The sequence below is a fragment of the Bradyrhizobium sp. Ken01 genome, assembly GCF_055807355.1.
Genome location: NZ_JBVVPC010000025.1, coordinates 63,377 through 85,478, shown reverse-complemented (window position 1 = coordinate 85,478; position 22,102 = coordinate 63,377). Strand labels below are relative to the sequence as shown.

At 64.5% G+C, this 22,102-nt stretch carries 21 protein-coding genes; 13 read left to right on the top strand and 8 right to left on the bottom strand.

The window, feature by feature from the left end; translation table 11 throughout:
- Positions 1-13 precede the first annotated feature (13 nt).
- Positions 14-241: a hypothetical protein gene (locus AC0L3S_RS23050; RefSeq protein WP_007594757.1), complete on the bottom strand. Its 228-nt coding sequence runs from the start codon at positions 239-241 to the stop codon at positions 14-16.
- 8 nt (positions 242-249) lie between these two features.
- The gene (locus AC0L3S_RS23045) at positions 250-2,037 is read right to left on the bottom strand and encodes a thiamine pyrophosphate-requiring protein (RefSeq protein ID WP_473281474.1); all 1,788 of its coding nucleotides are present in this window, start codon (positions 2,035-2,037) and stop codon (positions 250-252) included.
- Between the two features lie 153 nt (positions 2,038-2,190).
- Here AC0L3S_RS23045 and AC0L3S_RS23040 point away from each other — a divergent pair, with 153 nt between their 5' ends.
- The 7 genes from AC0L3S_RS23040 to AC0L3S_RS23010 all read left to right on the top strand — a co-directional run bounded on the left by AC0L3S_RS23040 (position 2,191) and on the right by AC0L3S_RS23010 (position 9,807).
- A complete protein-coding gene (locus tag AC0L3S_RS23040) occupies positions 2,191-2,565 on the top strand; it encodes a PRC-barrel domain-containing protein (RefSeq protein WP_473281472.1) in 375 nt (124 codons plus the stop codon).
- A gap of 196 nt (positions 2,566-2,761) precedes the next feature.
- Positions 2,762-3,916: an HlyD family secretion protein gene (locus tag AC0L3S_RS23035; RefSeq protein ID WP_473281470.1), complete on the top strand. Its 1,155-nt coding sequence runs from the start codon at positions 2,762-2,764 to the stop codon at positions 3,914-3,916.
- Positions 3,913-5,532 (top strand): DHA2 family efflux MFS transporter permease subunit, encoded by a 1,620-nt coding sequence (locus tag AC0L3S_RS23030; protein ID WP_473265157.1) that lies wholly within the window; start codon positions 3,913-3,915, stop codon positions 5,530-5,532. Before AC0L3S_RS23035 ends, AC0L3S_RS23030 begins: the two co-directional genes overlap by 4 nt.
- Positions 5,533-5,627: 95 nt before the next feature.
- Positions 5,628-6,629: an NAD(P)H-dependent flavin oxidoreductase gene (locus AC0L3S_RS23025; RefSeq protein ID WP_473265158.1), complete on the top strand. Its 1,002-nt coding sequence runs from the start codon at positions 5,628-5,630 to the stop codon at positions 6,627-6,629.
- A gap of 107 nt (positions 6,630-6,736) precedes the next feature.
- Positions 6,737-7,156, top strand: coding sequence for a hypothetical protein (locus AC0L3S_RS23020; protein ID WP_473265159.1), 420 nt, complete (start codon positions 6,737-6,739; stop codon positions 7,154-7,156).
- Positions 7,157-7,275: 119 nt separating this feature from the next.
- Positions 7,276-8,841, top strand: coding sequence for an alkaline phosphatase D family protein (locus tag AC0L3S_RS23015; protein WP_473281468.1), 1,566 nt, complete (start codon positions 7,276-7,278; stop codon positions 8,839-8,841).
- Positions 8,842-8,988: 147 nt separating this feature from the next.
- The gene (locus tag AC0L3S_RS23010) at positions 8,989-9,807 is read left to right on the top strand and encodes an aldo/keto reductase (protein WP_473281467.1); all 819 of its coding nucleotides are present in this window, start codon (positions 8,989-8,991) and stop codon (positions 9,805-9,807) included.
- Positions 9,808-9,876: 69 nt separating this feature from the next.
- Here the strand turns inward: AC0L3S_RS23010 and AC0L3S_RS23005 are convergent, their stop codons facing one another.
- Entirely contained in the window at positions 9,877-10,104 is a 228-nt protein-coding gene (locus AC0L3S_RS23005) for a hypothetical protein (RefSeq protein WP_473281464.1), read from the bottom strand.
- 96 nt (positions 10,105-10,200) lie between these two features.
- Positions 10,201-10,653: a hypothetical protein gene (locus tag AC0L3S_RS23000; protein ID WP_473281461.1), complete on the bottom strand. Its 453-nt coding sequence runs from the start codon at positions 10,651-10,653 to the stop codon at positions 10,201-10,203.
- Positions 10,654-10,811: 158 nt separating this feature from the next.
- Here AC0L3S_RS23000 and AC0L3S_RS22995 point away from each other — a divergent pair, with 158 nt between their 5' ends.
- Both AC0L3S_RS22995 and hpaD read left to right on the top strand, forming a co-directional pair.
- Entirely contained in the window at positions 10,812-11,084 is a 273-nt protein-coding gene (locus AC0L3S_RS22995) for a helix-turn-helix domain-containing protein (protein WP_473281459.1), read from the top strand.
- Between the two features lie 17 nt (positions 11,085-11,101).
- Positions 11,102-11,956, top strand: a complete 855-nt coding sequence (gene hpaD / locus AC0L3S_RS22990; protein WP_473281456.1) for a 3,4-dihydroxyphenylacetate 2,3-dioxygenase — start codon at positions 11,102-11,104, stop codon at positions 11,954-11,956.
- Positions 11,957-11,966: 10 nt separating this feature from the next.
- Here hpaD and AC0L3S_RS22985 read toward each other — a convergent pair whose 3' ends face one another.
- On the bottom strand, positions 11,967-13,202 hold the full coding sequence (locus AC0L3S_RS22985) for an aminotransferase-like domain-containing protein (protein ID WP_473281453.1): 1,236 nt from the start codon (positions 13,200-13,202) through the stop codon (positions 11,967-11,969).
- 65 nt (positions 13,203-13,267) lie between these two features.
- Entirely contained in the window at positions 13,268-13,795 is a 528-nt protein-coding gene (locus AC0L3S_RS22980) for a DUF3124 domain-containing protein (RefSeq protein WP_473265166.1), read from the bottom strand.
- A gap of 67 nt (positions 13,796-13,862) precedes the next feature.
- On the opposite strand from AC0L3S_RS22980, the gene AC0L3S_RS22975 reads away from it, so the two are divergent.
- The 4 genes from AC0L3S_RS22975 to AC0L3S_RS22960 all read left to right on the top strand — a co-directional run bounded on the left by AC0L3S_RS22975 (position 13,863) and on the right by AC0L3S_RS22960 (position 19,284).
- Positions 13,863-15,590, top strand: coding sequence for a cation:proton antiporter domain-containing protein (locus tag AC0L3S_RS22975; RefSeq protein WP_473281450.1), 1,728 nt, complete (start codon positions 13,863-13,865; stop codon positions 15,588-15,590).
- Positions 15,591-15,764: 174 nt separating this feature from the next.
- The gene (gene ribB, locus AC0L3S_RS22970) at positions 15,765-16,841 is read left to right on the top strand and encodes a 3,4-dihydroxy-2-butanone-4-phosphate synthase (RefSeq protein ID WP_027568700.1); all 1,077 of its coding nucleotides are present in this window, start codon (positions 15,765-15,767) and stop codon (positions 16,839-16,841) included.
- Between the two features lie 158 nt (positions 16,842-16,999).
- On the top strand, positions 17,000-18,214 hold the full coding sequence (locus AC0L3S_RS22965) for an acyl-CoA dehydrogenase (protein ID WP_007594720.1): 1,215 nt from the start codon (positions 17,000-17,002) through the stop codon (positions 18,212-18,214).
- 149 nt (positions 18,215-18,363) lie between these two features.
- Positions 18,364-19,284 (top strand): MBL fold metallo-hydrolase, encoded by a 921-nt coding sequence (locus AC0L3S_RS22960; RefSeq protein ID WP_473281447.1) that lies wholly within the window; start codon positions 18,364-18,366, stop codon positions 19,282-19,284.
- A gap of 115 nt (positions 19,285-19,399) precedes the next feature.
- Here AC0L3S_RS22960 and AC0L3S_RS22955 read toward each other — a convergent pair whose 3' ends face one another.
- Together AC0L3S_RS22955 and AC0L3S_RS22950 are read right to left on the bottom strand one after the other, a co-directional pair.
- Entirely contained in the window at positions 19,400-20,254 is an 855-nt protein-coding gene (locus AC0L3S_RS22955; protein ID WP_007594716.1) for a DUF1499 domain-containing protein, read from the bottom strand.
- A gap of 172 nt (positions 20,255-20,426) precedes the next feature.
- Complete coding sequence (locus AC0L3S_RS22950; RefSeq protein WP_473281445.1) at positions 20,427-22,055, bottom strand: fatty-acid--CoA ligase; 1,629 nt, start codon at positions 22,053-22,055, stop codon at positions 20,427-20,429.
- Positions 22,056-22,102: the final 47 nt, after the last annotated feature.

Genomic DNA, 22,102 nt, shown 5'->3' with positions numbered 1-22,102 from the left:
GAGTTCCTAATGGCTAATCCGTCGGTCTCCGCCCGCTCCGTGGGTTGATCGGATCGGTCGGCTTGCGGCGAAGCCGTTCGGGCAGAAACGGCTCGGTCGGCGTCGCGGTGGCCTCGGCGCGCACGTCTGCATGGCGTTGTGCCCGCTCGTGCGGCGTCCGGTTGTCGTTGATCTGCCGCTTCACGTCGAGGCCATCGACGGGATCGTTGACGCCGTGCTGGATATCGCGGAAATCGCTCATGCTTCACCTCATTCACTTCCAGGCAGAATCTTTTCCAACACCTGCCGCGCCGCCCCCTTGATCACTCCGCTCTCGTTGGGATCGCCCTTCATCAGCGCAAGCGCGAAGTTCTTGGCCTGCTGCAGGGTGATGTGCGGCGGCAAAGGCGGCACTTCGGGGTCGGTCTTCACCTCCAGCACCACCGGCATCCGGCTCGCCAGCGCCTGCTCCCACGCCGAGCCCAGCATCTGCGGGCTGTCGACATAGATGCCGGAGAGGCCGATCAGCTCGGCAAACCGCGAATAGGACACGTTTGGGATGCGCTGCGATGCCTCGAACTTCGGATCGCCGTTGATGATACGCTGCTCCCAGGTCACCTGGTTGAGATCTTCGTTGTTGAAGACGCAGACGATGAAGCGCGGATCCTTCCAGTCGCGCCAATACTTCGCTGCGGTGATCAGTTCGGCCATGTTGTTCATCTGCATCGCGCCGTCGCCGACGAGGGCAATCACCGAGCGGTCGGAATGGGCGTATTTCGCGGCGAGCGCATAGGGCACTGCGGCACCCATTGAGGCGAGGCCGCCTGAGAGCGAGGCCGTCATGCCGCGGCGCATCTTCAGGTCGCGCGCGAACCAGTTGGCGCAGGAGCCGGAATCGCTGGTGACGATGGCGCCGTCGGGCAGGCGCGGAGACAGCTCCCAGGCGACGAGCTGCGGATTGACCGGTGCCGCAGGCTGATGTGCACGATCATCCAGCGTCTTCCACCATTTTGCGATGTCCTCCTGGATCCCCTGGCGCCACGTGCCGTCGCTCTTCGGTTTCAGTCGCGGCAGCAAGGCGCGCAGCGTCTCGGCGGCATCGCCGACGAGGCCGACCTCCATGGGAAAACGGATCGACATCATGCTGGCGTCGATGTCGATCTGCACGCCGCGCGCCGCGCCTTCCTTCGGCAGGAACTCGGAATACGGAAACCCGGAGCCGACCATCAGCAGCGTGTCGCATTCCATCATCATGTTATAGCTGGGTTCGGTGCCGAGCAGGCCGATCGAGCCGGTGACCCACGGCAGATCGTCGGGGAGAGCTGCCTTGCCGAGCAGCGCCTTGGCGCAGCCGGCGGACAAGCGGTCGGCGACCGCGATCACCTCCTCGGTGGCGTGGAGCGCGCCGGCGCCGATGAGCATCGCGACCTTCTTGCCGGAATTGAGCACCTCGGCGGCGCGGTCAAGGTCAACGTCACGAGGCTTGATGCTTGGCGCGCTATAGCCGATGCCGGAGTGCAGGGTGCCGTGAGCGCGCGGCGGATCCTCGTAGGTCTCCTCCTGGATATCGTTGGGCAGGATGATCACCGTGGGCGTCCGCCGGGCCAGCGCGATCCGGATCGACCGATCGATCAGATGCCGGATTTGCGCTGGCGAGGAGGCCTGCATGACATACGCGCCAGCCACATCCTTGAACATCGAGACGAGGTCGAGTTCCTGCTGATAATGTCCGCCCAGCGCATTGCGTGCCTGCTGGCCGACGATCGCGAGCACGGGCTGGTGATCGAGCAGGGCATCGTAGAGCCCGGTGATCAGGTGCGAGGCGCCGGGACCCGAAGTTGCGATACACACCCCGAGCTGGCCGGAGAACTTTGCATAGGCGGTGGCCATGAAGGCGGCCATCTCCTCATGCCGCGTCTGGACGAAACCGATCTTGCCCTCAGCGCGCTGAAGGGCGCCGAATACGCCGTTGATGCCGTCGCCGGGATAGCCAAAGAGGTGGCGCACGCCCCATTGATGCAGACGTTGAACGATGAAGTCGGAGACGGTCTGGGACATCGAGGCGGCCCTTCGTTTTCCGGCATTTGGTTTCCGGGATTTGAGTTGAGAGAACCGCCCGTTTCCGGCGATGTTCCTCAAGTCTGAAGGAACATGCCGGAACGATCGCGCACCTCTTCGGGTTGTCTCACACTGGCTGAGTGGAGAATTGAGATGTTGAATCAGGGTGAACTGGACCGAGACGAAATGGGTCGGTTGATCGGTAGCGATAAGGTCGAGGGAACATCGGTCTACGGCGCCGACCGCAACAAAATCGGCTCGATCGAACGCGTGATGATCGACAAGATCAGCGGCAGGGTGTCCTACGCCGTGCTCGGCTTCGGCGGATTTCTGGGCCTCGGCAACGACCATTACCCGCTGCCGTGGCAGTCGCTGAAATACGACACGGAGCTCGGCGGCTATATCACCGGCATCACCACCAAGGAGCTGGAAGGCGCGCCGAAATACGGTGAACGGAGCGAGTGGAACTGGGGTGACGACGCCGCAGTCCGCGGCATCGATTCCTATTACGGCGTCCCCGCTGCTTAGACATTTCCGCTGAAAGGAAGCTCGACGCGAGCGCGGCACCCGGTGCGCCGCGCTCGCTTTTTAGGCAGGGCGTTCACGAACGCGATGGTGCTCGCAACGAGCGGAACCATGATCAGGAGTTGCAGTTGGGCTCGCGTCGCGTGAGCCGGCTTTGGCGGCCCTGCCGCCAGTTTGATCCCTGAGAAAGGTGTTCACCGTGGATGCTCAAACCCGGGAGCGTAATCCATCCGCGGAGCAGCCGCAGAGGGCGAAGGAAGCTCCGAAGACCTCTCCTGATCAGGTCCGCGAAGCCAAGGACTCGAAGCCGGCGAAGCCGCCGTCGCTGCGAGACCGGATTCGCGAGCATTGGTTGGTGGCAACCGTTGGCACCATTGTCTTGCTCGCGGCCCTGATCGGCGGATTGCTCTACTGGCTTCAGGTACGCCACTATGAATCCACCGACGATGCCTTTGTCGCGGCGCGCAGCTTTTCCGTGGCCTCCAAGGTCGGCGGCTACGTGACCGAGATCCCGGTCACGGACAACCAGCATGTCAAAGCCGGGGACCTTCTCGCCAAGATCGACGAGCGCGACTATCGCATCGCCATCGATCAGGCCAATGCTCAGGTCGCGGTCGCCAGGGCGAACATCGCCAATGTCGAGGCGCAGATCGTTTCGCAGCAGGAGCAGATCAAGCAGGCGGAGGCGCAGCTCGATCAGGCCCAGGCCCAGCTCAAGTTCTCGCAGGAAGAATTCGCGCGCGCCCAGGATCTCGCCGAGAAGGGCGCCGGCACCGTGCAGCGCCAGCAGCAGACCCGCTCCGATCTTCAGGCGCAGCAGGCCAATACTGAACGCGCGAAGACCGCGGTGACGGCCGCGCAAGTCGGCATCAAGACGCTGCAGGCCCAGCTCGAAGGCGCCCGGGCGCAGCTCGAGCAGTCGCAGGCGCAGCTCGATCAGGCCAAGCTGAACCTGCAATATACCAGCGTCGTTGCCGCGCAGTCCGGCCGCGTCGTCAAGCTCAGCGGCGCCAAGGGCACTTTCGTCAACCCGGGCCAGAGCCTGATGATGTTCGTGCCTGACGAGGTCTGGATCGTCGCCAACTACAAGGAGACGCAGCTCAACGACATGCGGCCGGGCCAGCCGGTCGAGATCCGCATCGACGCCTATCCCGGGCGAAAGCTCACCGGCCATGTCGAATCCGTGCAGCCGGGCTCCGGCACTGCGTTCAGCCTGCTGCCGGCGGAGAACGCCACCGGAAATTACGTCAAGGTGGTGCAGCGCGTGCCGGTGAAGATCGTGGTCGACAGCTGGCCGGCGGATTTGCCCGTTGGCCCGGGCATGTCGGTCGTGCCCTGGACCAAGGTGCGATGACGGATACGGCGCAAGGCGGCGCGTCAGCGGGCGGCTGGTCGCCGGAGCGCTCGGCGGCTGGCGGTCATAATCCCTACCTCATCGCATTCGTCGTCTCGATCGCGACCTTCATGGAGGTGCTCGACACCACCATTGCCAATGTCGCCTTGCGCCACATCGCCGGTGGGCTTGCCGTCGGCATCGACGAGAGCACCTACGTCATCACCAGCTATCTCGTCGCCAACGCCATCGTGCTGTCGATCTCGGGGTGGCTGTCGACCGTGATCGGCCGCAAGCGCTTCTACATGATCTGCGTTGCGATCTTCACGTTCTCATCGCTTTTGTGCGGCTTCGCCTGGAATTTGCAGGCGCTGGTGCTGTTTCGCATCCTTCAGGGCCTTGGCGGCGGCGGCATGGCGACCAGCGAGCAGGCGATCCTTGCCGACTCCTTCCCGCCGCACAAACGCGGCCAGGCCTTCGCGATCTACGGCGTCGCCGTCGTGGTCGCACCCGTGATCGGACCGACGCTCGGCGGCTGGATCACCGACACCTACACCTGGCACTGGGTGTTCCTCATCAACGTTCCCATGGGATTGCTGTCGCTGTTCCTGGTCGGCACGCTGGTCAAGGAGCCGTCGGGTGCGGAGGAGGAGAGGGAGAAGCTGCTGAGCAAGGGCCTGCGGGTCGACTATGTCGGCTTCCTGCTGGTTGCGATCGGGCTTGGCTCGCTCGAATACGTGCTCGACGAGGGCCAGCGCAGCGACTGGTTCGGCTCGAACGTGATCGTGTTCTTCGCGGTCCTTTCGGCCGTGTCACTGCTTGCGCTGATCCCGTGGGAGCTGACGCGCGAGGATCCCATCGTCGATCTCCGCCTGCTGGGCCGCCGCCAGTTCGCCGCCTGCTTCCTGGTCATGCTTGCGACCGGCGCGGTGCTGATCTCGACGACGCAGCTCTTGCCGCAGTTGCTCCAGAGCGATTTGAACTACACCGCCATGCTGGCGGGTCTTGCGCTTTCACCTGGCGGAATCGCGACCCTGGTGCTGATGCCGGTGGTGGGCCGTCTCGTCAGCAGCGTGCAGCCGAAATACCTCATCATGCTTGGCGCTGCCATCGTCGCGTTCTCGATGTGGCATCTCACGGGCCTCACCGGCGATATCACCTACGGCTATGCCGCGATGTCGCGCATCTTCCTCGCGCTCGGTCTGCCTTTCCTGTTCCTGCCGGTCACGACCGCGTCCTATGACGGCGTGCCGCCGGACAAGACCAACCAGGCCTCGGCGCTGATCAACGTCGCCCGCAATATCGGCGGCTCCATGGGCGTTGCGCTGGCGCAGACAATCCTGGCGCAGCGCCAGCAATTCCACCAGAGCCGCCTGATCGAGCACGCCGCGCCATCGGATCTCGGCTACCAGCAGACCGTCGAGACGATGACCCGCTTCTTCCAGGCTCAGGGCTCGAACGCAAGCGATGCGGCCGCGCAGGCGGTCGCCTGGGTCGGCCGCACCTTGCAGCAGCAGGTGGATTTGCTTGCCTATATCGACGTGTTCTGGACGCTCGCGATCATCGCGGTGCTGATGATCCCGACCGCCGCGGTGCTGCGCCCGATCAAGCTGGGCGCTCCCGCGCGGGGGCATTGAGCCAACGGCCGTTCGGAGAGAGAAAGGGTGACCGCGGCGCAAAAGTCCGGCTAGACTGGTCCGAACGTCAAGCAAAAGCCCGGGAGGCAATTTAAGTGAAGACCGCGATCACCGAACTGTTCGGCATCGAGCACCCCATCATTCAGGGCGGCATGCATTTCGTCGGCTTTGCCGAGTTGGCGGCTGCCGTCTCCAATGCCGGCGGGCTCGGCATCATCACCGGTCTCACGCAGAAGACGCCGGAGCTGCTGGCAAAAGAGATTGCGCGCTGCCGCGATATGACCGACAAGCCGTTCGGCGTGAACCTCACCTTCCTGCCGACCTTCGCCGCGCCGCCTTATCCGGAATACATCGCGGCCATCGTCGAAGGCGGCGTCAAGTCCGTGGAGACCGCGGGCCGCAGCCCGGAAGCCTACATGCCCGCGCTGAAGGCTGCCGGGATCAAGGTCATCCACAAATGCACTTCGGTGCGCCACTCGCTGAAGGCCGAGCGCATCGGATGCGACGCCGTCAGCGTCGACGGTTTCGAATGCGGCGGCCATCCCGGCGAGGACGACATTCCGAACATGATCCTGCTGCCGCGCGCGGCGGAGGAATTGAAGATTCCGTTCGTCGCGTCCGGCGGCATGGCCGATGGCCGCAGCCTCGTCGCTGCGCTGTCGCTGGGGGCGGCCGGCATGAACATGGGCACGCGCTTCATCGCGACCAAGGAGGCCCCGGTGCATCAGAACGTCAAGAACGCGCTGGTCGCCGCGACCGAGCTCGACACCCGCCTCATCATGCGGAGCCTGCGCAACACCGAGCGCGTGCTGAAGAACGCCAATGTCGACCGCCTGCTCGAGATCGAACGCGAGAAGGGCGACAGGCTGAAGATCGACGATATCCACGACCAGGTCGCGGGCGTCTATCCCAGGATCATGCTGGACGGGCAGATGGATGCGGGCGCGTGGAGCTGCGGCATGGTCGCAGGCCTCATCCACGACATCCCCAGCTGCAAGGAACTCGTCGATCGCATCATGGCGGAGGCGGAAACCATCATTCGCAACCGTCTGATGGGGTTTCTTGAAGGGACGGGTGCACCGCGAAAGGTCGCCTGACACCGCCAAACTTCTTATCCACGGCGCCAGTTGGCCGCTGGAATTGCGCGCGACGCCTCCTAAATAGAGGTAAATTACCTCTTAACAATCAATTTCAGGAGGCGTCCGTGTTTCTGAAGAGCGCTCCTTTTGCAATTGCCGTTGCCCTCGTGCTCGCATGGGGCGGCGTCGCGCGCGCTGACGACTACAAGCCCGACGAATATTTCGGCCTCGATCTTTCGAAGGCGGTGTTGTCGCCGAAGCGGCTCGGGCCCGAAACCCAATTCGCGCCGGTCGCGCTGGAGGCGCGCGGCGGCAACGAGGCGCAGGCGCGCGCCGAGCCGGTCGATGTGCCGAAGAAGGTCGCCGCCGAACGCGTGCGCGTGTCGGAGCCGAAGGTCGCGCGCGCGAAGCCCGCGCAGCCGCGCGGCGCGGCGCGCACCAAGCTCGCGCATCGCCGCGGCAATCCGCTCGACGCGCAGGCGATGGACACCCGCATCCAGACCTGGCCGTGCCGCAGCGGCGGCATCTGCAACTGGAAGCATTAGGTTCAGCTCCGAGCCGTCATCCGCACGTCGTAAAACCGTAGGCCCGCGGTCAAAAAACCGTAAGCCGGGGGTCAAACGACGCAGGCACCTTCCGTCGCTAGTCGACGAAGGTTTCCTGAATGGTAGCGCTCCGCGCCTCGCGCGCCTGGACCCGGCGGCAATTCCTGGCCCGTTCCACCTCCAGCCTCGCCGTTGCTGCGCTCGCAACGCCACATCTCAGCCGCGCCGCGGATCGTCCGCAGATCGCAGGCGGCATCCAGTCCGGCGACGTCTCGGATGGCTCCGCCGTGATCTGGGCGCGCGCCGACCGGCCGGCGCGGATGCAGGTGGACTATTCGACCGTGGAAAGCTTCAAGACCGTCATCGCGTCGGCTTCGCGCGATGCGTCGCCCGATGCCGACTTCACCTCGAAACGGCTGCTGGACGATCTGCCGCCCGGGCAGGACATCTTCTATCGTGTGCGCTTCGACGACATCGCGACCGGCATCGCCGGCGAGAGCCGCATCGGCCGCTTCCGCACTGCGCCGGCTGCCGGCCGGTCGCTCTCGTTTCTGTGGTCCGGCGATACCGCGGGGCAGGGCTGGGGCATCGACACATCCCGCGGCGGCTACCGCAGCTATCGCACCATGCTCGACAATCGCCCGGACTTCTTCATCCACTCCGGCGATCACATCTACGCCGACTGCACGATCCCCTCCGAACAGAAGCTGCCGAACGGCGAGATCTGGCGCAACATCGTGACCGAGGAGAAATCCGAGGTCGCGCACACGCTGGCGCAGTTCCGCGGCAATTACAAATACAACCATCTCGACGAGCACTTCCGCGCCTTCCACGCCGAGGTGCCGATGTTCGCGCAATGGGACGACCACGAGGTCACCAACGACTGGTCGCCGACCGGCAGCTATGACGCCGCCGGCCATGAGGATGACGGCACCCCGCGCCTGGTCGCGCGCGCCCGCCGCGCCTTCTTCGACTTCATGCCGATCCGCGACATCGGAGCGCGTAAGGGGCGGGTCTATCGCAAGATCGCCTATGGTCCTTTGCTCGACGTGTTCATGATCGACATGCGCAGCTATCGCGACGATAGCTGGAACAAGGGCGGCGATCACCGCGGTTGGATCCTGGGCGCCGAACAGCTCGCCTGGCTGAAGCGTGAGCTCGCGGCCTCGCGCGCGACGTGGAAGGTGATCGCGGCCGACCTGCCGATCGGGCTGGTCAGTCTCGATGCGGTCGCACTGGGGAATGGGCCGCCCGACCGGCGTGAGCACGAGATCGCCGATCTTCTCGAGTCCATCAAGCGCGCCGGAATTCGCAACATCGTCTGGCTCACCGCCGACATGCACTACACCGCCGCGCATTATTACGATCCGAACAGGGCGCAATTCCAGGAGTTCGAACCTTTCTGGGAGTTCGTCTCGGGGCCCTTGCATGCCGGCACCTGGGGCCCGGGCGAGCTCGACAACACCTTTGGTCCGGTCGCGATGTACCAGAACGGGTGCAGCGAAGCGCAGGGCGAGAATTTAGCCCCCTGTTTCGGATTGCAGTTCTTCGGCAAGGTCGACATCGACGGGCGGACCGGCCTGATGACCGTAACGCTGAAGGACGTCGACAACCGGGACCTCTGGTCGGTCGATATCGAGCCGCAGCCGCAGGCGCGTCCAGCCGTGGTGGCGCAGCATTCCTGAGGGACGCTAACCCGATCTTGATTGGCCGCCTTGCGCCTGCCGCGCTATGATGTCTGTTCCCGCCACCTCTTTTCCATCCCCGAAGAGTCTGCTCACGCAGCATCGCTGCTGGCCTCCGGCGGGCTGAACGATGTCAGGAGCCTTTTCATGGATCATCTCAAGACACAGGGCATCAGCATGCCCAAGCTCGGCCTCGGGACCTTCCGCATGCAGGGCGATGCCTGCCGCGCGGCGGTCGAGAGCGCCCTGTCGATCGGCTATCGCCATATCGATACCGCCGAGATGTACGGCAACGAAGAAGCGATCGGCGCGGCGCTTGCCGCGGCCCGGCTGCCGCGGGGCGAGCTGCACGTCACGACGAAAGTCTGGCACGAGAACCTCAGCCCCGACGCCATCCGCCGCGCTTTCGACGCCAGCCTCAAGAAGCTCGGGCTGGATCATGTCGATCTCTATCTCGTGCACTGGCCGTCCAAGACTGCGAACTGGGGCGCGGTGTTCGAGACCCTGATGAAGCTGAAGGAGGAGCGGCGCACGCGGGCGATCGGCGTCGCCAACTTCACCACGACGCTGCTCAAGATCGCAGTCGAGGACATCAAGGCGCCGATCGCCTGCAATCAGATCGAATACCACGCCATGCTCGATCAATCGAAGGTGCTGGCCTATCTCAACGCCAAATCGATCCCGCTGGTCGCCTATTGCCCGTTGGCACAGGGGCGCGTCGCCTCCGATCCGGTGCTGGCCGAGATCGGCGCCAGGCACAATGCAACCGCCGCGCAGGTCGCGCTGAAATGGCTGCTCGACCAAAACGGTGTCGCCGCGATCCCGAAGGCCTCGCGCCGAGAGAGCCAGCAGGCCAATCTCGACGCCCTGAAGATCACGCTCGACGATGCCGACCGCAACAAGATCGCCGCGCTGCCGAAGGACAGGCGCTGCGTCAATCCAGGCTTCGCGCCGGCATGGGACTGACCCCGCCCCACGTTTCGTACACGCAAAGAAATGGCCCCGTGAGGGGCCATTTCCATATTGCGTTGCGCATTAGTCCCAATGATGGCGGTGACCACGCTTGATCACGACGACGCGGTCGCGATGGTGCCAGCCGCGATGCCAGCCGTGATCGCGATGCATGCCGTATTCGGCGCGGGCGCCATACATGCCGTGATGATGACCTCCACGCTTGATCACCACCGTCTCCGCGCTGGCGAGCGTCGGCAATGCAACAGCGAGAGCGCCGACAGCGGCAAGCACATAACCAAGCTTCTTCATGATGTCCTCCTCCAATGGAATGCAAATCTAAACGGCGCATTCGCGGGAACGTTCCGGAGGAATCGCAGGAGAATTCTGAACGCCTGTTCAGGTGGGTTAATCGCAGCGCTGTTGTGCAGGTGTTGGCGCGCCGGTGGCGACGTATTTGCCGTCCCTGATCGTGTACTCGCCGCGCTCGCTGCGATTGTAGATAGCGCGCAAGCCGCCTTGCTTTGAGAGGAGCAGGCCGAACTCGCGCGTCTGCTGCAGCACGGGGAAGTACACCATCACGTTGAGCAGGCCGTCGGCGTTGACCATCGCCGATACGACTTCGTTCTCGTCCTTGGCCTCGCCGAAATTGCGCCGGTACATCACCCTTCCGTCCTTCCGGATCTCGTAAGTCAAGAGCGCGCCCTTGTTGCGGTCGGGCCTTGCCGCGCAGTCGACCGCCCATGAGCCGAGCAGGCCCCATTGCTCGACGGTCGCCGCAAGCGACTCGGCACCGGCCGCAGGCGCGAACGCAACCCACAGCACTGCTGCCGCAATCCAGCGGCTCAAACAACGCCTCATGTCCTGAAAAGCCCCACCTCCGAATAATTCCGAAGTGTAGCATCCCGCGCGCGATCGTCCACGCTGACCGCCATTCGCGCGCGAATTTGATCCGCGTCAATGAGGTAGCCCGTTTCCCCGGTAAGGTGACGTTCCCGAAGGCGAAATTGGATAGACCGATGCTGAATCAAGTCAGGGATTTCGCAGGCGAGGTGCTGCCGGGGAGCTGTGCCGTGCCGCCTTATTCCGAGAGCGCGTTTCTGGCCGAGCTGGGCGACCGCTTGAAGTCCTCACGCATGCGCTGCGTCCTGTCGCGGCGGGAGCTGGCCCGCCGCTCCGGGATTTCCGAGCGCTACATCGCCCAGATCGAGGCCGGCAAGGGCAACGTCTCGATCGTGCTGCTGCTGCGGCTGGCCTCCGCGATCCACGGCAGCCAGCCGCAAGTGGCCTGACGCTTGAGGTGAGCGCGATGGGGCAACTCGTACTGGCAGCCAAGGTCACGCATGTCCCATCGCTGATACTCTCGGAAAGGCCCGGCAGTCACTTGCGCTCGGCGCGCGAGGCGGCCGTGGACTCGTTGCGCGAGCTCGGTCGGCGGGCGAAAGCACGCGGCGTCACCACTTTCGTGGTGTTCGACACCCACTGGCTCTCCAATTTCGGCTACCACATCAACGCCAACGCGCGGCATTGCGCCTCGTTCACCAGTCACGAGGCGCCGCACATGATTCAGGATCTGAGCTATGATCTGCCGGGCGACACGAGACTCGCCGAAGCAATCGCCGCCGAAGCCGGCGTTGCAGGGCTCGATGTCAACGCGCATCAGGTGCCGAGCCTCGGGCTTGAATATGGCACGATCGTGCCGATGCACTACATGAATTCGGACGGCTTCGCGAGGGTGGTTTCGATCGCCTCGCCGCTGTTCACGTCGTTCGAGGAAAGCCGGACCCTCGGCGAGGCGACGCGCCGTGCCATCGAAAACTCCGGCGAACGGGTTGCGATCCTGGCCAGCGGCTCGCTCTCACATCGGCTCTGGCCCAACAAGAAGTTAGGGCCGGAGGCGTGGACGAGCGTTGCCAGCGAGTTCAACCGCCAGGTCGACCTGCGCGTGCTCGAACTCTGGCAGAGCCGTCGCTACCGCGAATTCCTGGACATGCTTCCGGATTACGCGACCAAGTGCAACGGCGAGGGCGGTATGGCCGACACCATCATGCTGTTCGCCGCCCTTGGCTGGTACGAGTACGATGGCAGGGCCGAGCAGCTCTGCGAATACTTTCCGTCATCCGGCAGCGGCCAGGTCAACGTGGAGTTTCACGTCCCCACGTAAGGCGTCGCCCTCACACCCGCCCCTTCTCCACATTGGCGCTGCGGGCCGGCACGCCGAACTCCTTGCGGCAGATCTCGGCCAGTACGGCGACGCCCTCGCGGATCTGCTGATGGGAGGGGCTCGCAAAGCACAGCCGCAGCCGCGATCTGGAATGGTTCTTGTCAGTCGACCATTCCGGCCCCGGATTGATCGATACGCCGGCGGCAAGCGCGGCCTGATACAGCTTCAGCGTATCCACCTGATCGGGCAGCTTCACCCACAGGAAGATGCCGCCCTTGGGCTCCTCGAACTCGGCGGCCGTCCCGAACTGCTCGTTGACGGCCTCCATCAGGGTGTCGAGCTTGGTGCGCAGCGCCTTCGTCAGCGCCGGCACGTGGGTCGAGAAATGCGGCTTGCAATAGGCGGCGAGCACCATCTGCTCCAGCGCGCCGGAGCCCGCGTCCGTCTTCAGTGCCAGCATCCGCGACATCACATCCCAGGGCGCAACGATGAAGCCGACGCGCAGCGCGGGCGCGATCGACTTCGAGAATGAGCCGATATGGATCACGCCGCCGTTCGGGCTCATCGCATGGATCGCCGGCGGCCGCTGTCCTGACCAGACCAGATCGGCATAGCAATCGTCCTCGAAGATCGGCACGCCGTATTGTGCCGACAGCCGCACCAGCTCCGTGCGGCGGCTCTCCGGCATGATGCTGCCGGTCGGGTTCTGCACCGTCGGAATAGTGTAGATGTATTTCGGCCGGATGCCGCGGCCCTTGAGGTCGGCCAGCGTCGTGGCCAGCACGTCCATGCGCATGCCGTCCTTGTCGAGGGGAATGCCAACCACGTTGACCCCGAGCCGGGCCAAACGTGTCAGCGAGCCCTGATAGCTATCCTGCTCGAAGATCACGGTATCGCCGCGCGTCAGCAGCGTGGCGTTGACGAGGTCGAGTGCCTGCAGCGAGCCGGAGACGATCAGGAGATCGTCGACCGTGCAGTTGATGCCGGCATCGCGCTTGAGCTTCGTCACCAGGAATTCGCGCAAGGGCAGATAGCCCTGGGGACCATGTGCCAGCCCGTAAGTGGCGAGCGAGCGGCCTTCGCGTTGCAGAGCCAAATTGGCCGCCTCGATCAGATGATCGAGCGGCAGCTGCTCGGAGTCGTTGTTGCCGCCGACAAAACTGTATTTGGCGAGGCCCGTCCAGCGCGCAGAGGGGGCCGGCAGCCCTGCGGGAAACAGGGGCGCAAAATCGAAGCTGGACGTCATGGGAGCGTTCCTCGTTCTATTCTTGTCAGGCTGCCGGCTTTGCGCCGGTCAGTCGTGCTTCTTGCTTATTTCCTGCCGACCGTCCGGGTCGGACGGCCCTGGCTGATGAAAGCGTAATGCGCGTTGGCGACGCCGCCAACCATCAAGGCCTCGACAGCAGGCTCGGCGATCTCGCTTGTTGCGGCCCAATCGACGAGGAAATTGGCTCCCGTTCCGCCGCGTACGTCGTCGGTCGGAATGAAGATCGAGACGGTGGCGAGGGGCTTCAACGCGACGGGCGCCTTCAGATAGCTCTCGACCTGCTTGCCCGCGGTGTCGAAATAGGCGATGCGTTTGACCACCAGTGCTTGCGTCTCGGAGGCGTTGTGCACGCTCAGGGTCACCGAGAAGTCGACGCGCAGCTTGCCCTGGCTCATCGCGACGCTGGAATAGGCGGGCACGTAGAATCCGCCGGAAACGGCGAGTTCTTCTTTTGGCAGTGCGGTGAGGGAATCAGCAAAGCTTTGTTCGATATTGACCTTGGATTGAGCGGCTGCCGGTACGGAGGAGGCGAGGGGGCATAGCAGCATTGCAATGGCGAGCCCCATCCGCATGTGACGAATTGCTCGCTTGCCGCGCCGCACTCGATCACTAGGGTGCGGCAAAACGGACCAATCTGGCATGCACGAGCTCATTCGCGACATCACTCTCTGTATCCTGTTTGCCTGGATGCTGGGCCTGCTTGCCCACTTCTCCAGGCAGCCGCTGATCCTGGCCTATCTTATCGCCGGCTTCTGCATTGGTCCATTTGGCGCCGGCTGGGTCAAGTCGCAGGAATCGATCAGCGTCATCTCCGAGCTCGGCCTGATCTTCATGCTGTTCATGATCGGCCTGGAGATCGACCTGAAGAAGATCGTGCGGGCGGGAAAGGTCATCCTGTTCGCGGCAGGCGGCCAGCTCCTCGGCGGCTGCCTGCTCGGGGTGCTGTTCTTCGCCGGCATCGGCCTGTCGCTCGGGGGCGGGCAGTTCGACGCGGTTTATCTCTGCGTCGCTTGCGCGCTGTCGAGCACCGTCATCATCGTCAAGGTGCTCTACGAGAAGCGCGAGCTCGACACGCTGCCGGGCCGCATCACCCTCGGCGTGCTGGTGCTGCAGGACATCTTCGCCATCCTGTTTCTGGCGGTGCAGCCGAGCCTTGCCAATCTGGAAATCAGCGTCATCCTGCTCTCGATCGGGCGCGTCGCGGTGCTGGTCGCCGCCGCCCTGCTGGTGAGCCGCTACGTGCTACCGCGCCTCTTTCACCAGATCGCCCGCCGCCCCGAGCTGATCCTGCTCGGCGCGCTTGCCTGGTGCTTCCTGGTCGCCGAGACCGCCGAGCGGCTGTCGCTGTCGCGCGAGATGGGCGCCCTGATCGCGGGCGTCTCGCTCTCGACCTTTCCCTACGCGCTCGACGTCACGGCCAAGGTCACCACGCTTCGCGATTTCTTCATCACGCTGTTCTTCGTCGCGCTTGGCATGACCATTCCCGTGCCTGGCCTCTCCGTGATCGGGCTTGCCCTGATGATCGCGGCGTTCACGGTGGTGAGCCGCCTCGTCACCACCTTCGCCCCGCTCTATCTGATGAAGCAGGGGCTGCGCGCCAGCCTGTTGCCGGCCCTGAATCTCGCGCAGATCTCCGAGTTCTCGCTGGTGGTGATCCAGACCGGCGTCGCCGACCACCACATCGCAGCCGAGACGGCGAATGCGGCCTCGTTCGCTTTCGTGGTGCTGGCGGTGCTCTCGACTTTCGTGATGACCCGCAGCGACGAGATCACCCGCTGGGCGATCGGCCCCCTCAAGCGGATCGCCTTGCGCGATCTCGACCACGGCAATGGCCAGGGCGAGGAAGGGCAGGAGGGCCACGGCGAGGCGCGCCGCATCGTCATCCTCGGCTTTTTCCGTGCGGCGAGCGCGCTGCTGGCTGAGATTGAACGGCAGGCACCGGTGCTGCTCGAGCAGATCACCGTGGTCGACTTCAATCCGAATGTGTACCAGACGCTGCTTTCGCGCGGCCTGCACGTGATCTATGGCGATATCAGCAGCGCCGACACGCTGCTCCATGCCGGCGTCGGCAAGTCCGAGATGATCATCCTCAGCGTACCGGATGCGCTTCTGAAGGGGGCCAGCAACGAGAAGCTGGTCCGCCACGTCCGCACCCTCAACCCGACCGCCATGATCGTTGCCACGGCCGATCTGTTGTCGGATGTGGACGAACTCTACGCGGCTGGCGCCAGCTATGTCACCGTGACCAGGCTCAGCGACGCCCATGAGCTGTTCACGGTGATCGAGGCCGCCCAAGCCGGCCTGTTGGCCGACAAGCGTGCCGAGCTCGATCAGCGGCTCGGCGAGCGGCGCGAGGTGCTGCCCTGACCGTGCCCGGCCGGCTTCTCACCGGCCTTTTCCGTGCCCATATCCCTGATCTGCCTGGTGCAAGCCGCCCATCGGGCAGGGCTGCGGTCCGGCATATGCGGTTGCGCCGGGGACACTAGCGCCCCGGCCCAAGTCCGGCTAAGCCTCCGGGCCGTAACCGATAGAGATTGGGAAATGCCGGATAACGTCCAGGAAGTCTTGCAGGCCTTTGCCCGGGGTGAGCTCGTGGTCGTCACCGACGACGATGACCGCGAGGGCGAGGGCGATCTGATTGTCGCCGCTTCGTTCTGCACCGCCGAGAAGATGGCGTTCATCATCCGCCACACCTCCGGCATCGTTTGCGCGCCGATCACCACCGAAGATGCGCGCCGCCTGCGGCTCGATCCGATGGTGGCCCACAACGATTCCGCGCACACCACCGCATTCACGGTCTCGATCGACTACAAGCCCGACGGCGGTACCGGCATCTCGGCCGAGGAGCGCGCCTCGTGCTGCCGCGCGCTGTCCAATCCCAACGCCGGCGCCAACGACTTCGCCCGTCCCGGCCACATCTTTCCGCTGATCGCCAAGGACGGCGGCGTGCTGCTGCGCTCCGGCCATACCGAGGCCGCGGTCGATCTGTGCAAGCTCTCCGGCCTGCCACCGGTCGGCGTCATCAGCGAGTTGATGAATGACGACGGCAGCGTTATGAAGGGCGAGCAGGTCGCCCGCTTCGCCGCCCAGCACAAGCTCAAGCACGTCACCATCGCCGACATGATCGCCTACCGCCAGGTGCGCGAGAAGCTGATCGAGCGGGTCTCGACCTTCGTCACCGAGAGCCCGATCGGGCCGCTGCAGGGCTATGCCTACCGCTCGCCGTTCGATTCCATCGCCCACGTCGCCTTTGTCTACAACGGCGTCGGCGACGGCAAGAACGTGCTGACACGCTTCCACAAGCCGAACATCGTCAAGGACATCTTCACCGGCCACAAGCGCATGGCGGCGGTGCTCGAGCACTTCAAGACATCGGGCCGTGGCGTTCTGGTCTATCTGCGCGACGGTGCGGCCGGTGTCCCCGTGGCGCCGCTGCCCGATGAGAGCGCGACCGAGGCCGACCGCAACCGCCAGTGGCGTGAAGTCGGCGTCGGTGCACAGATCCTGCGCGATCTCGGCGTCACCTCGATCCGGCATCTCACCTCCTCGGTGCACGACTACAAGGGCCTTTCCGGCTTCGGCATCGAGATCGTCGCCAACGAGCTGCTCGAAAGCTAGCGCTGTCATCCCGGGGTGCGCGAAGCGCATCCCGAGGCGCGCCTCGCAGGTCCCCGGGATTCACGCAGACCCGTACATCTGCAACGCAATTGCACTTGTTGCCGCGGCGCTTTACGTTGTCGGGCAAATTTTGACGGAACCAGACGAAAGGACGTTTCATGACCGCGCGCCCTCAGGCCAAGGACAAGCCGGCTTCGGCTTCTTTCCAGTGGGACGATCCGTTCCTGCTCGACGAGCAGCTCACCGAAGACGAGCGCATGGTGCGCGACACCGCGCGCGCCTACGCCCAGGACAAGCTGCTGCCGCGCGTCGCCAAGGCCTATCTCGAAGAGAAGACGGATCGGGAGATCTTCAACGAGATGGGCGAGCTCGGCCTGATCGGGATCACGTTGCCGGAGGAATATGGCTGCGCCAATGCAGGCTATGTCGCCTATGGTCTCGTCGCGCGCGAGATCGAGCGGGTCGATTCCGGCTACCGCTCGATGAACTCGGTGCAGTCCTCGCTGGTGATGTATCCGATCTACGCCTATGGCGACGAGAACCAGCGCAAGAAGTACCTGCCGAAGCTCGCCAGTGGCGAGTGGGTCGGCTGCTTCGGGCTGACCGAGCCTGACGCCGGCTCCGATCCGGCCGGCATGAAAACCCGCGCCGAGAAGGTGTCGGACGGCTATCGCCTGACCGGCAGCAAGATGTGGATATCGAACGCGCCGATCGCCGACGTGTTCGTGGTCTGGGCCAAGTCGGCCGCGCACGACAACCAGATCCGCGGCTTCGTGCTGGAGAAGGGCATGAAGGGCCTGTCGGCACCGAAGATCGGCGGCAAGCTGTCGCTTCGCGCCTCCATCACCGGCGAGGTCGTGATGGACGGCGTCGTGGTTCCGGAAGACGCGCTGCTGCCCAACGTCTCCGGCCTGAAGGGTCCGTTCGGCTGCCTCAACCGCGCCCGCTACGGCATTTCATGGGGTGTGCTCGGCGCCGCCGAGGACTGCATGCACCGGGCCCGCCAGTACACGCTCGACCGCAAGCAGTTCGGCAAGCCGCTCGCTGCGACCCAGCTCGTGCAGAAGAAGCTCGCGGACATGCAGACCGAGATCGCGCTGGGTCTTCAGGGCTCGCTGCGCGTCGGCCGCCTGATGGATGAGGGCAAGTTCGCGCCCGAGATGATCTCGATCATGAAGCGCAACAATTGCGGCAAGGCCCTCGACATCGCCCGCGTCGCGCGCGACATGCACGGCGGCAACGGCATCTCGATCGAGTATCACGTGATGCGCCACGTCCATAACCTCGAGACCGTCAACACCTACGAGGGCACCCACGACGTCCACGCCCTGATCCTGGGCCGCGCGATCACGGGCATTCAGGCGTTTTTCTGAGCAAACCGCCAGAGTGTGGGATGCGACTGAACTCTCCAATTGCGTCATGGCCGGGCTTGTCCCGGCCATCCACGTCTTAGACCACGCGAAGAACGTGGATGCCCGGCACAAGGCCGGGCATGACGAAGTCAGCAAGGTATGAGCAAGCCATGTCCGACAACGACGACGTCCCGTTCAACCGCGACTTTCCGCTGAAGCCCGGCATCGTCGAGGAGGTCCGCCCCGGCGTGCGGCGGGTGCTCTGTAACAATCCGAGCCCGTTCACCTTCACCGGCACGGTGAGCTACATCGTGGGCCGAGGCAACGTCGCGATCGTCGATCCCGGTCCGGACGACGAGGCGCATGCGGCGGCGCTGCTCGATGCCGTCAGCGGCGAGACGGTGAGCCATATCTTCGTCACCCACACCCACCGTGACCATTCGCCGAACACCGCGCGGATCAAGCGGGCGACCGGCGCGCCAGTTTACGCCGAAGGCCCGCATCGCGCCTCGCGCCCGCGTTTCGAAAGCGAGAAGCACAACCCGGAATCCGGCGCTGACCGCGACTTCGCGCCCGATATCAGGATCGCCCATGGCGATGTGGTCGAAGGCGACGGTTGGCGGCTCGAGGCCGTGGCGACACCCGGCCATACCGCCAATCACCTCGCGTTTGCCTGGCCCGGGCGAAAATTCAACTTCGTCGGCGATCACGTGATGGGATGGTCGACCTCGATCGTGGCGCCGCCCGACGGCTCGATGATCGACTACATGGAATCGCTGGATCGTCTCGCCGCGCGCGAGGAGGATGTGTATTTCTCCGGCCACGGCCCCGAAATTCCGGACGGTCCGCGCTTCGTGCGCTTCCTGATCCGTCACCGCAAGGCGCGTGAAGCCTCCATCCTGCACCGCCTTGCCAAGGGCGAGACCGACATCCCGACCATGGTCCGGGCGATCTATATCGGCATCGATCCGAGGCTCACCACTGCGGCGGGCTACTCCGTACTGGCCCATCTGGAAGACCTGGTCGCCCGCGGCGTAGTGGCGACGGACGGCGATCCCGTGATTGGCGGGACCTATCGGATGGCGAGCTAGTCTCTCGTCATTCCGGGGCGCGCGTTAGCGCGAACCCGGAATCCATTTATCCGCGGATGCTGCGGCCCGATGGATTCCGGGCTCGCCGGTTCGCGCGCCCCGGAATGACAGAATCCTATTTCTTCACCGTCTTCGCCGGCGCCTTCGGCGGCGCCACCGGCGTCTTCTTCACCGGCTTGAGTGCGTCGGCATCGGCGGCGGTGTTGAGATCGTCGATGAATTTTTTCACCCGCGCGGCGTTGCTGCCGAGATCGCTCTCGAAATAGCGCGAGGCGGAGCGGATATCGACGCGGGAATCCTCGCCGTCGGGCACGACCCGGATCGCGATGTCCTCGCGGAAACCCATGATCGGCGAGCGCGCCACCGCCTCGATGCGGCCGATGCGGCGCGGCGGCTGCGGCGCGCGCTCGTCAATCACAAGCCATTTCCGCTTGTTGACCAGCTGAAGCGCGATCGCATAGGCGCGGTCGACCGAAATCTCGAGCTCGATCGGCTCGATATCGGGATAGAATTGACGCTGCTGCTCGGCCGAGTAGAGGCCGGCATACACCGCGGTATTGGCGCCATCGCCGGTGCGCAGGCGGGCCAGTGCGTCGAAGCGCGGCGGGTCGATCGGGTCGGTGGTGATGTCGTGAATCGCCGGCAGCTTGCGGTATTGCAGGCCGAGATAAGCAGGATAGGCGAGGATCGCGCCGTCGATCAGGAAGGCAAGCAGGATGCGCGCCATGCCGCGCGAGCCGTTCTGCCAGATCGCGGCAAAGCCGGCGAGCCCGAACAGGATCGAGAGCGCGGCGATCCCGAGCCCGCCGAAGAAGGTCGCGAGCGCCGGCTTCATCTCCAGGAAGCCGAACCGGACGATGATGATCGAGACCACCACCGCCACCACAGCGAACACGGCCAGATTGCGCGCCCAGCTCGCGAGGCTGGACACGGGCTCCGACTGATAGGGAGCGGAAAACCTGCGGGCCATCGGGTGAGCTCTGCCGGGGTCTTGAGGGCGATGCCGGCCGATCAGGCACGACGATGGGCCGTTGAGACCACGGCCCCGAGGCAAATTCAAGGGTTCCCGGGATGTTACGGCCTGTCATTCCGGGTTCGAGGCCGTTGGCATCGCCCGGAATGACGGTGTTTGGTTTGGCCGCCTACGCCGCCGCGTTCGGGAAGCGGTATTCCTTGAACTGGTCGCGCAGCGCAGTCTTCAGGATCTTGCCCGTTGCCGTATGCGGGATGCCCTCGACGAAGGCAACGTCGTCGGGCATCCACCATTTGGCGATCTTGCCGTCCATGAACTTCAGGATGTCCTCGCGGCTGGCCTGCTGGCCCTGCTTCAGCTGCACGATCAGCAGCGGACGCTCGTCCCATTTGGGATGGAACACCCCGATCACGGCGGCTTCCGCCACGGCGGGATGGCCGACCGCGAGGTTCTCCAGGTCAATCGAGGAGATCCATTCGCCCCCGGACTTGATCACGTCCTTGGAGCGGTCGGTGATCCGCATGTAGCCGGCTTCGTCGATGGTCGCGACGTCGCCGGTGTCGAAGAAGCCGTCCTCGTCGAGAATGTCAGTGTCGACCCGGTAATAGGCCTTGGCGACCGCCGGGCCGGCGACCTTGAGGCGGCCGAAGGTCGTGCCGTCCCACGGCAGTTCCTTGCCCGCATCGTCGGTGATCTTCATCTCGACGGCGAACGGCGCGTAGCCCTGCATCTGGAGCACGTCTAGCCGCGCCTCGCCGGTCGCATTCTGGAACGGCGGCTTCAGCGCCGCGACGCTGCCGATCGGGCTCATCTCGGTCATGCCCCAGGCGTGGCGGACGTTCGAGCCCATGTCGAGGAAGGCCTTGATCATCGAGCGCGGCATCGCCGAGCCGCCGCAGATCACCATCTTCAGATCCGGCAGCTTCAGATTGTTGCCGGTCATGTGCTGGAGCAGCATCAGCCACACCGTGGGCACGCCGGCGGTGTGCGTCACCCTTTCGGTCGAGAGCAGCTCATAGACCGAGGCGCCGTCGAGCTTGGCGCCGGGCATCACGAGCTTGGTGCCCTGCGAGGGCGCGGAGAAGGCGATGCCCCAGCTGTTGGCGTGGAAGAGCGGCACAACGGGGAGCATGGTCTCGGAGGCGCTGGTGCCGAGCGCGTCGACATTGTTGGCCATCAGCGCGTGCAGCACGTTGGAGCGATGCGAATACAGCACGCCTTTGGGGTCGCCGGTGGTGCCTGACGTGTAGCACATCGCGGCCGCCGTGTTCTCGTCAAAGTCCTTCCATTTAAACTTGCCGTCGGCCTCCGCAATCCAGTCCTCGTAGGCGACCACGTTCTTCAGCGTCGTCTGCGGCATGTGCGCCTTGTCGGTGAGCACGACGTAGCGTTCCACGCTTGTCAGCTTGTCGGCGATCTTCTCCAGGACCGGAATGAACGTGATGTCGGTCATCACGATGCGGTCCTGCGCATGGTTGATGATCCAGGCGATCTGCTCGGGGAAAAGGCGGGGATTGACGGTATGGCAGATGGCGCCGATCCCCATGATGCCGTACCAGACCTCAAGATGGCGCCAGGTGTTCCAGGCGATCGTTGCGACACGGTCGCCGAGCTTGATGCCGTCGCGCTCCAGCATCTGCGAGACCTTGAGGGCGCGCTTGTGGATATCGGCATAGGTGGTGCGATGGATCGGTCCCTCGACCGAGCGCGTCACGACCTCCTGCTTGCCATGAATCTTGGCGGCGTGTTCGATGATCCTGTGGCAGAGCAGGGGCCAGTCTTGCATCAAACCAAGCATTCCGTCGTTCCTCCGAGAAGCCGCTGGGCGGATTGTCGCTCTCAGCG